Origin of the sequence: Streptomyces sp. NPDC059037 (genome assembly GCF_042740015.1) — a bacterium.
Taxonomy (GTDB): Bacteria; Actinomycetota; Actinomycetes; order Streptomycetales; family Streptomycetaceae; genus Streptomyces.
In genome coordinates, this window is record NZ_JBHYIG010000082.1 from 4,198 (window position 1) to 16,891 (window position 12,694).

A 12,694-nucleotide genomic window follows, 5' to 3' on the forward strand; every position below is an offset into this window, starting at 1 on the left:
GTGTTGTTGTTTCTGTGCTCGCCGGGCGACCCGCGGTGTGGGGGGCGCCCGCCGCGCCCGCGAGGCGGGGCCCCGGGGAACTGCGCGACCGGCCCCCACCGGCTCGCGGGTAGATCACCGCACTTCCAGCGGGGCGCTTAGTGCCCTGGCCGACGATGGCTCCGCGTGATCAGCCATGTTCCGCCGACTATCAGCAGAGCGAAGTTCGCCCGCAGCTTGCCCGCGTGGAAGAGGGTCAGGAAGAAGGGGACGCGCTCCGCCTCGGGCCCGCGCTCCGCCTCGGGCCCGCGCTCCGCCCCGGGCCCTGCGAGCGCCTCTCCCGCCACCTGCGCGACCTGTTCCCCGGACTCCACGCTCCCCCGGTTGAGGAACCTGCGGGTCGTCGGCTCCTCCAGGAAGCGGCGACGCCAGTAGCGATCGGCGCAGATGAAGTACGGGTCGTCGCGCAGGTCCGCGGACCACACCTCGAAGGACGGCATCGTCCCCGCCTATCCATGCGCCCCTCGACCTCCGCAGCCACCCTCGCGATGATCGCTCGAACATACCGGCGTCAGCGGGTGCGGGCTGCGGTGCGGGCCGCGGGGCGGGCCTCAGCCGCCGAAGCGGAGCCTGTACTGCGCCTTTCCGTTCGGGAAGTCGTCCAGCGTTCCGCCGCCCCAGTCGTGGTCGAAATACGCCTGATACTGCGAGTCCTTGACGAGCTCGGCCATCCGGTCGATGAAGTACGGAGAGTCGCCGCCCCCCATATAGGAGTCGCCCCTCCTATACAGGCCCCATTCCGGATATGACTTCGGCTTGTTGTGCGCGGCGGCGAATTCCTTGAATTCATTCACGCCCATGGCGGTGGTGAGTGTGTGGTTCCACCGCTGGGCCGGCGTGGCGTCCGGGTGCTCCCACCACACGTCGTAGATGTTCAGGCCGACCACGTCGACGTAGGCGTCGCCGGGGTACAGCGTCTCGAACGACGTGACCTTGCCCGAGGTGCCGACGGCCATGTTGTAGTCGAACCGGAAGGACCCCCCGGTGCGGGCGCGCATCAGGTCGACGACCCTCCGGAACATCGCCCGATAGGCGGCCGGGTCGTCCGTTCCCTGCCACGGTCCGATGTTCTTGTTGTTCCCCTCGTACCCGACGCGGATGACGGATTCGCCGAGGCCGTCCTTGATCATCAGGTCGGCGAGGTCCCGGAACTGGCTGTCGTACTTACCGGCAAGCCCCTCCGCGTAGGTACCGCCCTTGGGCAGCAAATGCAGCCCGAGTACGAAATCCCGGTCGGCTCCGGCTTTCTTCCAGTCGCCCCAGTACTTGGTCGCGTACTGGTTCCACTTGATGTTCTCAGCCGGATCCAGGTAGTCGGTCGCGTCGACCTGCGACCGCCCGAGCCACGACTGAGAATTATTGACTTCGGCGGTTTTGCCGGGACCGACGTAGACGCCAAGGCGGGACGGGGTGACGGCACCCTCGGACGGCATGGCCATGGATGCGAGGATAACTGCCGCCATGGCCAGTGTCGTCGCGAGCTTTCGTTTCATTCTCATCCTTGCCTTGAGCCCCCGGACAGCCCGATGGCCTCGCCATAATGAGAAAGTCCGGGTACGCAGGCAATGAGAGATCGCTACTACGTGAATTCGTAGGGAGAAGGGTCCTTGCCGCAAGCTCCTTGGCATGCTGCCCCGCGCGGACAGGTTCCCCGGGGCGTCTGCGGCGCCGTCATGTGCTGCTACCGGACATCGTTGGAGCCGGACGCGGCATGGCGCATCTCACGTCGAACGTGGCTGGGTCTTCGGGATCCGTGACGTGAAGAACATCGCGAGCAGAGCGGCGAAGGCGAGGATGGCGAGTGCGGCGCGCAGGCCGTCGATCCTGGCGTCGGCGTTCGCGTCGAGTGCCGCTTGCGTCACCTCCGTGCTCGTGCCCGCTTCGTCGAGGGCGGACTTGAGCTGGGCGTCCGACAAGAACGGTGCGCCGCTTTGGAGTTCGACGTTCGCCTGGTTCTTGACCTCGGCCGGGATCGCCGGATTCTGGTCCACGCTGGTGAGGAAGGAAGTCGTCAGCGAGGCGATCATGATCGACCCGGCGAGCGCCGTACCGATCGAGGCGCCGAGGTTGTTGACGGCGTTCTGGAGGCCGCCGACTTCCGCGCTCCGGGCTTCCGGCACCGCGGACACCGTGACCGACCCGAGCTGGGACGCCAGCGCGCCCATGCCGAGCCCGATCAGCAGGAGGGGGATGGTGACGATCTCCGCGCCGGCCTCCGCGTCGAGCGCGGCCATCAGGACCACCGCGCCCGCGAGCAGCGCGAGGGTCCCGAGCCGCACCACCCGCCGCGGTGAGACGTCCGGGAGGAAGCGGGGGATCAGGATGGCGGCCGCAAGGAGTGTCAGGGAGAGCGGCAGGATGCGGGCGCCGGTCTTGAGCGCGGACAGGCCCAGTGCCACGGACAGATAGAGCGGTACGACGAAGAACACGCCCATCTGAACGAGGTACTGGAAGAAGAACATCGTCAGTCCGCCGGTGAGCTGCTTGTTGTGCAGCGTGCCCGGGTCGACGAGCGGCTCCCTGTGCCGCTCCACGATGCGCGCCTCCCAGCGGAGGAAGAGCCAGACCAGGAGCAGGCCGGCCAGCATCAGCCAGACGACCAGCGAGACCCCGAGCCACGAGGGCGCGTCGGGCTTCGGCTGGAACCAGCCCCATTCGTCCGAGCGCAGTACGCCGTAGACGAAGATCCCGAGCCCGAGCGCCGACAGCACGGCGCCGATGAGATCGATGCGAGGGCGTTCGCCGACCGGCGCGTCGGCGATGCGGCGGGCGAGCACCAGGATGCCGAGCACCACCACGACCTCACCGGCGAAGACCCACCGCCAGGAGAAGTACGTCGTCGCGATGCCCCCGATGAGCGGCCCGACCGCGATGGCCACGGCTCCTGCGGCCGCGACGAGACCGTAGGCGGCGGGACGGCGTTCAGCGGCGAAGTTGCTCGCCACGAGCGCCACGATCGCGGGCATGATGAGCGCCGCCCCGATCCCCTCGAGGAACGACCAGCCGAGCAGCAGCACGGGCAGGTTCGGCGCGAGCGCCGTGGTGAGGGAGCCGCAGCCGTAGATGACGCAGCCGATCATGAACGCGCGTCTGCGGCCGATCAGCGCCCCGACTTTGCCGCCGGGGATCATGAACATCGCCATCACGAGGGTGTAGGCAGTGATGGCGCCCTGCACACCCGTCACCGTCGTGCCCACGTCTTCGGCCACCGTCGCGATCGAGACGTTCATGACCGAACTGTCGAGCGCCATCAGGAACTGACCGGCCGCGAGGGCAAGGAGGACGACGCGTGCCGTGGCCGAACTACTCTCAGCAGTGCCTGCTCCGGGTGCCATGCGCGCATCGTTCCAGCCGCCCCGGAGGGCGATCCGCGACCCGCCCCGGAGGTCAGCCGGTTGGCGGACCGGGGCCGGCGGAGTCACTTCGGGCGGGAGCCGTCTCCAGGGTCAGGCCGCCGGCAGCTCCTCAGCGGTGAGACGGCCCGCGCGTACGGCGTCGATCAGGGCCTGGTGGTCGCGCTCGTTCTGGTCGGCGTAGGCCTCGGCGAAGGTGGTGAGTGCCCGGTCGAACGATTCGCCGCCGCCCAGGTACGCGGCGATCGCGATGCGGTCGCCGGACCGTGCGTGCGCACGGGCCAGGGTGGCCCCGCACAGTTCGCCGAACGCCCGCATGTCCTTGGGCCGCATCCGCTCCGGCATGGCGATGCCCTTCCAGTCGCGCAACTGGCGTACGTAGAAGTCGCGTTGCTTGCCGTCGATCCCGTCCACCCGTTCCCAGCCGAGGAAGATGTCGCTGGTGGCCTGCATCAGCCGCTGGCCCGAGACCACCCGCTCGCCCTGGTTGGCGTACCTGCTCGCCCCGACGTGTTCGGCGAGTACGGAGGTGTCGGCCTCCTTGGCCTGGAGGAAGAGCGGGTCCTGGTCGTCCCGGCCGAGCAGCAGGAAGATCCAGCATCGGGTGCCGACGCTGCCGACGCCGACCACCTTGCGGGCGACGTCCGCAAGGCGGTAGTCCGACAGGAGCGTGCGCCGGTCGGAAGGCAGAGTCCTGCCGTACCGCTCGATCAGACCGCGGAACTGGCGCTCCAGCGCGCCGCGTTCGATGTCCGGCAGCAGATCGCCTGCCGGGACGAGCAGCGGGGGATCCGCCGCGATCCTGGGCCTGCCGTCGACCGTCTCGGTGAGCTTGTCGAACGCCTGCAGGCTGTCGCGGGTGCGGGCCTTCACCATGGCACGGGCCAGCCTCTTGCGACCGCCCTTCGTCCCCTGGGCCCGGCCGGCGGCCAGGGAGTCCAGCAGGTTCGCATCGATCTTCGAGTACCAGACGTCGAGGTTGCCCGTGCCCGCGAAACGGATCATCGCCTCGCGGTACGAACGGACCGTGGCGCTCACGATGCGGGCGCGCTCGGCGTCGTCGAAACCGTTCGCCCGGCCCGCGATGACGAGACTCGCCGAAAGCCGCTTGACGTCCCACTCCCAGGGGCCCGGCAGTGTCTCGTCGAAGTCGTTGATGTCGAACATCAACTGTCTTTCCGGCGAGGCGAGCAGACGGAAGTTCAGCAAGTGCGCGTCCCCGCACAGCTGGGCCCTGAGTCCCGACGTCGGGCTGTCGGCCAGGTCGGACGCCATGATCGCGGCGGCGCCCCGGTAGAAGCGGAACGGGGACTCCATCATCCGGCCGTAGCGGATCGGGACGAGCTCAGGCACCCGTGCCGCGGACTGCGCCTCCAGGATCGCCAGCGGGTCCGGCCGGTCGGGAGACGGCTTGTACGCGGCGTGGCCCGACCGCGGCGAGCGGCGCCGCGCCTCCTTGCCGATGGCCGCGCGTTCCGCGGGAGTGGTGTGGGTTGCCGCGCGCATGGCCGAGGTCGCGTTCTGGGTCATCGGACCCCTTCCTGCCGGCCGTGCGGATCATCGACGGGGCTTCACCTCAACGGTAGGCCCCGTCCGGGCCTCCTGCAGATGTCCTGTGGACTACCCACCAAGAGCTGCCGGTCCCGCACCCCGACATGCGCGGCGCACCCGACAGGACGAGATTGGAAGTAGCCCGAACGGCCGAACGGAAATTCGGCGGCCGTGCGGGGCCGTACGACACGAAGGAGCCGGCGATGACCAGTCATGTGAGTGGGGCCCACCCGGGTGCGGCGGCGCGAAGTGCGGAGAGGACCGGTCTCGGCAGTGGCTGGCTGGTCTTCGCCGCCGTACTGATGATCTTTGGCGGCCTGATGATGCTCTTCGCCGGCATCTCCGCCATCGCCAACGACGACGTGTTCGTCACCACCCGAAACTACGTGTTCGAGTTCGATCTCACCGGATGGGGCTGGGTCCATCTGATCCTGGGCGCTGTCATCGTTCTCGCCGGTGCCGCCCTGTTCCAGGGCTCGACCTGGGCCAGGGTCGTCGGCGTGGGTCTGGCCGGCCTGTCCATGATCGCGAACTTCCTGTGGATTCCCTACGCGCCGTTCTGGGCCATGGTCCTGATCGCGCTCAACGGCTTCGTGATCTGGGCGCTGTGCACGGCTCCCAGTCCGTCGGAGCGATGAATCCGTCGGAGCGCTGAAGCAGGGATGGCCTCGTAGGCAGGGATGGCCTCGTAGCCGGATCGGAGGCATGCATGAAGGACCTCAAGTTTGAGCAGAAGCGCTCGCTGTCACGCCTGGAGGCGGCTGCCCAGCTCACGGCAATCGCAGCCGCGCTGAGTGAAGGCGGGGATGCCGAACTGGAACTCGGCGCCGGAACGCTGAGTCTGCGGATCCCCGACGACCTTCGCAGCGAGATAGAGATCGAGATCGGTGACGGGGAGATCGAGCTGGAGATCGAGTTCAAGTGGCCGACCGCACCGACCAGGAAGGCGCCGTCGCGCAAGGGCGCAACCACGGAGAAGGCCACGGGGCGGAAGAAGGTGCCCGCGAAGCCGGGGCGCAGCAGTACGAGCACCACCAGAGGCAAGAGCGCGAAGCGATCCGCCACGAAAAAGCCCTGAGCCGCGCTTGGCTGCTGTCATGCCGCCCGAGTGTGCCGCCGGAGCTGCGCCGCTCGGGCTGTGCCGCTCGGGCACCGAGGACTGTGCGGTTCACGAAACGTACGGTTCGCAAGCCACACCGTCGCCGTCCCGGTCCAGATGCGGTGCGTAGCCCGGGTCGCCGACATGCAGCGGTGCGACGCCCCCTGAGCGGGCGCCGAGTCCGAGCCCTCACAGCCGCACACGCCTATTGCCCGGGGGCTAGCCCCACCATCGACCGGCCGCTGCCCGGATGGTCCGGCAGGCATCGGACAACGAGGCTGAATACGCACTGATCCACCAAGCAAAAAGGGAACCCTCTGTGTTCAGCTTCAAGCCGCCGCGCCGCCGTACCGTCCGCATCACTGTAGTCGGCGCTCTCGCGGCCGCGGCCTGCGTCACCGTCATAGCCGGCAGCGCCGGAGCGATCGTCAACGGGTCGGACTCCACCGAGAGTTACCCGTTCATGGCGACCATCCCGGAGTCGGCCCCGGACCAGGGTCTGATCGACGGGAACTGTGGGGCATCGCTGATCGATCAGCAGTGGGTGCTGACGGCGGCTCACTGCCTGAAGGTCGAGGGCATCAAGCTGGACGGCATCGTGCGGGTCGGCAGTGACCACCGCAAGTCCGGCGGCACCGTCCGGAAGATCGACCGGACCTTCGTCCATCCCGGCTATGCGAACGGCGACAACAAGGCCGCCAACAAGAACGACATCGCGCTGGTACGCCTGGATCGCCCGGTCGCCCAGCAACCCATCAAGATCGCCGAGCAGGCAGGACGGCCCGGCACGCCGACCCGGCTCCTGGGCTTCGGCACCACCGTCGACACCGAGTTCAAGTTCCCGGACCGGCTGCAGGAGCTGAACACCCGCAGAGGCGCCAAGTCCGAGTGCGCGCCCGGCTACGCGGAACGGACCCGGCTGTGCACGATCACCACCGTGCCCAACGCCATGGCGTGCTTCGGGGACTCCGGCGGGCCGCAGGTCCAAAAGGGCCGGAACGGCCGCTGGGAGCTGATCGGCGTCACCTCGGGGCCTGGCGCCCCGAAGGTGCCGTGCTCACAGGGCCCCGGCCTCTACACCAGCGCGCCCGCCTACGCGGGCTGGATCGACAAGACCATGAAGACCAACAGCGCTCCGTCGACTGCGGCCAAGGGCTCCGACCTCGCCCAGACCGGCACGGACAACACCACCGCGGCGATTGCCGGCGTGGCCACCGCGCTGATCGCCGCCGGTGTCGGCACCTCCGTCGCGGTCCGCCGCCGCAAGGCCCGCCACGCCGCCTGAGCGCACCCGCCGCAACCCAGGACGGCGGCCCTCTCACCAAGGTGGCCGACTGCTGCTGAAACTCATCGACAAACGCTGTCGCTGAAAGCGAACGAAGCCACAAGGCTCTGGCGCTGCGAGTTCACACGTGTTCCGTACCGCACCCCCTGGCTGCACGGCACTGGGTATTGTTCCGCCGGGGTTCGACCGGGCGGTGGGTCCGGTCGGGAGGGGGAATCGTGGCCATACGCGGCGAGCGTTCGCGGATCGTTCCGACGGAGGGCGACCATCGCGTCACGCCCGCCGAGCTGTTCTTCGACCTGGTCTTCGTGTACGCCATCACCCAGGTCACCGCGCTCATGGCGGCCGACCCGACCGCGCTGCGGCTGCTCGGCGGGGGCGTCGTGCTCGCGCTGCTGTGGTGGTGCTGGTGCTGTTTCGCCTGGCTGGGGAATGTGGTGCGGGCCGACTCCGGGGCGGTGTTCGGGGTGCTCGTCGCGGTGATGGCCGTGGTCATGGTCGTTTCGCTGACCGTGCCCGACGTGTATGCGGACGTGGCCGGCGGGCTGCCGGTGCCGCTCGTCTTCGTACTCTGTTACGGGGCTGTGCGGGTGCTGCACCTCATCACGTACTGGATGTCCGACCCGGATGACGCGGTGCTCCGGGCCAACTTGCGGCGGACCGCGCTGCTCTCCGTGGCGCCGCCGTTCGCCCTGCTCCTGGCCGGCAGCGCCTTCAGCGGCCTCACACAGGTTCTGCTCTGGCTCGGCGCCGTGGCGGTCGACTACTTCGGGATCTACCTCGTCGGCGGCTCCGGCTGGCGCGTGGCCTCACCGGGCCACTTCTCCGAACGGCACGGACTGATCGTCATCATCGCCCTCGGCGAGTCGATCGTCGCCATCGGAGTAGGCGTATCCGGATTCACTCTCACCTGGCCTGTATTGGGAGCGGCCGCGGTGGGCCTGCTCGTGGTGGCGGGGCTGTGGCGGGTGTACTTCGGGCAGGTGAGCGCAGCGACAGAGCATCGGCTCGCGGCACTGTCCGGCGATGACCAGACCCGCTTTGCCCGCGACGTCTACACCTTCCTGCACCTGCCGCTGGTGGGTGGGGTCGTGCTCACCGCGCTGGGAATGAAGAAGGTCCTCAAGCAGGTCGCCGACACCGCCCACTACGACCTGTCCGAGCCGCTGCACGGGGTGGTGGCCTGGGCGCTTCCGGGCGGTGCGGGCGTGTTCCTGGCCGCAGCCGCGGCAATCTTGCTCCGCACCGCAGGCCAACGCTCCGTGCCGCTGATCGCCGGGGGCGCACTGTGCCTCTGCGCGGGGGTGGTGGTCGCGGTGGTACCGGCGCTGGTGGCGCTTGTGGTGTTGGCGGGGGTGGTGGCGGGGGTCCTGGCTCTGGAGGAGCGACGGGCCACGAACACGAAGCCGTCCCAGCCTCAGGTGAGTTGACCTCTGAGGGCGGTCAGGCGGCAGCTGCCGATTTGCGGGCCGGAGCCCTGTCGCCTGCCCGTTCGGCCTAGAGGCGGTCGCACAGGATGGCCGACCCGTGGAGAGTGGGAACAGTACGGCCTATCGCGTAAGTGAGGAATCTCGGCAACGCTGAATCTTGGCGCCTTTCACTTCAGAGCGTTTACGGAGAGCGTCCGAGACGGCGACGTCGGAACGAAGGGGCGCGGCTAATGGCTGCGAGTGCACCATCCCAGCGAGGCGGGCGGCAGGCGGTCGTGATCGTGCACGGAATGGGTGAGCAGCGTCCCTTGGACGCGCTGACCGGGTTCGTTCGTGCCGGGCTGCCACCAGACGTTTCGGGGCAGCGACGCTTCTTCTCCCGCCCGGACATCGTGACTGACTCGTATGAGTCCCGCCGCTTTCTGGCACCGGCGACCGAGGACCGTCCACAGACGGAATTCTTCGAGTACCACTGGGCACATCTCATGCAGGGCAACCGGCTCGCCGACCTGGGGCCGACGTTTCGACGCCTGCTCCTGAAGCCGCCATGGCGGGTACCTAGGGGGCTGCGGGGCGTGTGGCTGTTGTTCTGGGCGCTTTTCGGTGCCGGTGCCTGGTGGCTATGGGTGTGTCCTCTATCGGATCTGCAGCCGGATCAGGATATCTGGGCATGGCTTTCCAAGTTGCTCGGCACAATGGCCGGCAGCGCTGTGGTGGGCTTCGTCCTGACATTCTTGCTGGCCCGCATCGGCAAATTCTTGCCCGGTGTCCTTACCAACAGTTTCGTCGATGTAGTGCGATACCTCGACGCATCGCCGCGGTCGTACGAAGTACGTCATGAGATCCGGAAAGGATTCGTGGAGCTTCTGGAGAGACTCCACGCTTCCAAATACGACGGGAAATTCAGATACCAGCGTGTTGTTGTCGTCGCCCACAGCCTCGGTGCGTACATCGCGTACGACGGGATCAGCCACCTGTGGGGCACCATGAACAACCGGGCGTCCAAGGACGCAACGGGAGCCCCCGACGGGTTGCGAGATCTGGAACAGGCGGCGGCCAAGCTTCTGCCCCGAGGCGTGCAGAAGACTGCGACCAGGGAGCAGATCGACGAATTCCGCGACGCTCAGTACAAGTTGTGGTCCGGGTTGCGAGCCCAGGGCAATCGATGGCTGATCACTGACTTCGTCAGCGCCGGCACGCCGATGTACTTCGCTGACCTCCTGTACACCCGTACGCGCAAGAAGTTCGAGGAGCGGGTCAAGCGGCGCGAGCTGCCGACCTGTCCGCCGCAGAATGAAGAGCGGTCGCGAGAGCCATCTGGGGCGGTGCCCAACTACTCCTATCCCTGGCGAGGCCGGCGAGTGCTCTACGACGGGGCTCCGTTCGCGGTAGTGCGGTGGACCAACCTGTGGTTCCCGTGCTGGCCACGGCGGTTCGGGTTCTTGGGCGACTGGTTCGGCGGGCCGTTGCAGCCTCTTTTCGGCAACGGCATCCTCGACATCCCCGTCGTCGGCAACGGGTGGAGGCGCCGCATCCCCGGCTTCGCGCATGCCCTCTACTTCAAGTTCCCCGACGACCGGACTGCCGGCTCAGTCACGCGTCACCTGGAAGATGCGCTCGCCCTGGGCGCCTTCAACCTGTCTCCCACCGACAAGCAGATCTCGTACGCGCTGGACCTTCTCGGCCGGAATGGGTTCCGTACCAGGAAGATGAACGAGTCGCACGCCGAGCTCATCGACCCCCGGCTGCCTGTGCCTACGGGAACGGTCAGGGAATGGTTGCGCTCCATGACGCGGTCAGAGATCTCGAGCCTCATCGACGACCTGCGTGGGCGCCGAACGGGGTAGCCGGCTGTCTTCGACGAGATCCAGCTTTCCGTCTAAGGCTCCGGACCGTGATCGGTCCGGGGCCTTCTTGCTGGTGCCCCGGGGACTCGAACCTGCGACACCCGCTTTGGGAGTTCTTCCTGATCAAGGCTGTGACCTGCGTAGACGTCGGCGCACTGTGTCGGGTCTGGGAAGACACCCCCTTGGTTCTCACGTGTGGCCTGTCACGGCCCGCCGCGCCTGCCACGCCAATCGGTCACAATGCGTTACCAATGTGTACGGAACGTAACGACGTCTGCTCCGTGGCGAAGTCTGCCCTGCTGGAGTCAGGCGGGTCATCTCATGAAATGGGAGAGGTAGCCGATGACTGTCGAGACGCGCGCGCCAGAAGCCGCGAAGGCGCAGGAGCAAGCACAGGAGCAGCTCAGCCTCAGTACGGCGGCGGCGCGGAACCTTGCGACCACCACCAAGTCCGAACCCCAGATGCAGGGGAAAAGCTCACGGTGGCTGCTGCGGAAGCTGCCGTGGGTCAACGTCCCCGGCGGTGCCTACCGCGTGAACCGACGCCTGTCGTTCACGGTCGGGGACGGCAAGGTGACGTTCGACAAGAACGGGTCCAAGGTTCGTGTCGTCCCCGCGGAGCTGGCCGAACTGCCGCTGCTGCGCGGGTTCGGCAACCCCACGACGCTGGGTGCGCTGGCCGACAAGTTCGTCCAGAAGGAGTTCGACCCCGGCCAGGTCATCGTCCGGCAGGGAAAGAAGGCCGACCACGTCTTCCTGGTCGCGCACGGCAAGGTGGAACAGATCAAGCCCGCGAAGTACGAGGGCGAGGCCGTCGTCGGCAGGCTGTCGGACGGCGACAGCTTCGGCGGCAACGTACTCGCGGGGGCGGACGGCAAGTGGGACTTCACGGCCCGGGCGGTGACCGCGACGACCGTCCTGGCGCTGCCGAAGAGCGCGTACAAGGCGGTCGCCGACCAGTGCGAGGAGCTTCGCGCGCACGTACAGGAGCTCAGTGCCAATGCGCAGAGGGCGACGAACAAGTCCGGTGAGGCCGAGATCGATTTCCTCTCCAGCCACGAGGGCGAACCAATCCTGCCGACCACGTTCGTGGACTACGAACTCAAGCCGCGCGAGCTCGAGTTGAGCGTGGCGCAGACCGTCCTGAAGGTGCACAGCCGGGTCGCCGACCTCTACAACCAGCCGATGAACCAGACGGAGCAGCAGCTGCGGCTGACCATCGAGGCGCTGCGCGAGCGCCAGGAGAAGGAACTCGTCAACAATCCGGACTTCGGGCTGCTCCACAACGCCGACTTCGACCAGCGCATCCCGTCGAGCAACGGCGCGCCCACCCCGGACGACCTCGACGACCTGATCAGCATGCGCCGTGGGACCAACTACATCTTCGCCCACCCGCGCGCCATCGCCGCCTTCGGCAAGGAGTGCAACAAGCGGGGCCTCTATTTCGGCAGCGTCGATGTCGACGGCCATCACATTCCCGCGTGGCGGGGCGTGCCGATCCTGCCGTGCGGCAAGATCCCGGTCTCGGAACACCAGACCTCGTCGATCATCGCCATGCGCGTCGGCGAGGAGAACGAGGGCGTCATCGGCCTGCACCAGACCGGCCTGCCCGACGAGGTCGAGCCCGGACTCAACGCCCGCTTCATGGGAATCGACAACAAGGCGATCATCTCGTACCTCGTCAGCACCTACTACTCCGCCGCCGTACTCGTCCCGGACGCGATCGGCGTGCTGGAGAACGTCGAGGTACGGCCGCGTGACTGAGCACTCCGTCCGGCGAGGGAAGGAGGGCTGAACGGTGTTGTCCCAGTCCCGGGTGTTCGCCGTACCGGCCGCCCCTGGGGTGGCGGGTCTGGTGGGCGCCGCACTGTCCGACCCGGCACGACGTCCCGGTGAGCGGGAGCTGTGCGCCGCACCACCGGAGATGGCGGCTGAGCTGCCCGTACTCCCGGAGCCGACGGTCGAGCTGCCCGTACTCCCGGAGCCGACGGTCGAGCTGCCCGTACTCCCGGAGCCGACGGTCGAGCTGCCCGTACTCCCGGAGCCGACGGTCGAGCGGCCCGTGCTCCCGGAGGGGCGGGAGGTGACGT

At 67.9% G+C, this 12,694-nt stretch carries 10 protein-coding genes and 1 pseudogene; 6 read left to right on the top strand and 5 right to left on the bottom strand.

What is annotated here, in order from left to right; translation table 11 throughout:
* Positions 1 to 137: 137 nt before the first annotated feature.
* From ACFWY6_RS18835 to ACFWY6_RS18850, 4 genes are all read right to left on the bottom strand, one after another.
* On the bottom strand, positions 138 to 479 hold the full coding sequence (locus ACFWY6_RS18835; protein ID WP_384691446.1) for a hypothetical protein: 342 nt from the start codon (positions 477 to 479) through the stop codon (positions 138 to 140).
* 111 nt (positions 480 to 590) lie between these two features.
* Entirely contained in the window at positions 591 to 1,532 is a 942-nt protein-coding gene (locus tag ACFWY6_RS18840) for a glycosyl hydrolase (RefSeq protein ID WP_384691449.1), read from the bottom strand.
* A gap of 228 nt (positions 1,533 to 1,760) precedes the next feature.
* The gene (locus ACFWY6_RS18845; protein WP_384691451.1) at positions 1,761 to 3,374 is read right to left on the bottom strand and encodes an MFS transporter; all 1,614 of its coding nucleotides are present in this window, start codon (positions 3,372 to 3,374) and stop codon (positions 1,761 to 1,763) included.
* A 111-nt stretch (positions 3,375 to 3,485) separates the two neighbouring features.
* Positions 3,486 to 4,922, bottom strand: a complete 1,437-nt coding sequence (locus tag ACFWY6_RS18850) for a DUF2252 domain-containing protein (RefSeq protein WP_384691453.1) — start codon at positions 4,920 to 4,922, stop codon at positions 3,486 to 3,488.
* 224 nt (positions 4,923 to 5,146) lie between these two features.
* Between ACFWY6_RS18850 and ACFWY6_RS18855 the strand changes: the two genes are divergently transcribed.
* Positions 5,147 to 5,581, top strand: a complete 435-nt coding sequence (locus tag ACFWY6_RS18855; RefSeq protein ID WP_384691456.1) for a hypothetical protein — start codon at positions 5,147 to 5,149, stop codon at positions 5,579 to 5,581.
* 71 nt (positions 5,582 to 5,652) lie between these two features.
* Positions 5,653 to 6,021, top strand: a complete 369-nt coding sequence (locus ACFWY6_RS18860) for an amphi-Trp domain-containing protein (RefSeq protein WP_384691459.1) — start codon at positions 5,653 to 5,655, stop codon at positions 6,019 to 6,021.
* 90 nt (positions 6,022 to 6,111) lie between these two features.
* Here ACFWY6_RS18860 and ACFWY6_RS18865 read toward each other — a convergent pair.
* Positions 6,112 to 6,216 (bottom strand): annotated as a pseudogene (locus tag ACFWY6_RS18865) (excalibur calcium-binding domain-containing protein); the annotation flags it as partial.
* Between the two features lie 145 nt (positions 6,217 to 6,361).
* Here ACFWY6_RS18865 and ACFWY6_RS18870 point away from each other — a divergent pair.
* From ACFWY6_RS18870 to ACFWY6_RS18885, 4 genes are all read left to right on the top strand, one after another.
* Positions 6,362 to 7,327 (top strand): trypsin-like serine protease, encoded by a 966-nt coding sequence (locus ACFWY6_RS18870; RefSeq protein WP_384691462.1) that lies wholly within the window; start codon positions 6,362 to 6,364, stop codon positions 7,325 to 7,327.
* 218 nt (positions 7,328 to 7,545) lie between these two features.
* Positions 7,546 to 8,757, top strand: coding sequence for a low temperature requirement protein A (locus tag ACFWY6_RS18875; RefSeq protein WP_384691465.1), 1,212 nt, complete (start codon positions 7,546 to 7,548; stop codon positions 8,755 to 8,757).
* A gap of 290 nt (positions 8,758 to 9,047) precedes the next feature.
* Positions 9,048 to 10,604 (top strand): hypothetical protein, encoded by a 1,557-nt coding sequence (locus ACFWY6_RS18880; RefSeq protein WP_384691467.1) that lies wholly within the window; start codon positions 9,048 to 9,050, stop codon positions 10,602 to 10,604.
* Between the two features lie 342 nt (positions 10,605 to 10,946).
* Positions 10,947 to 12,368, top strand: a complete 1,422-nt coding sequence (locus ACFWY6_RS18885; RefSeq protein WP_384691469.1) for a family 2B encapsulin nanocompartment shell protein — start codon at positions 10,947 to 10,949, stop codon at positions 12,366 to 12,368.
* The last annotated feature ends 326 nt before the right edge of the window (positions 12,369 to 12,694 follow it).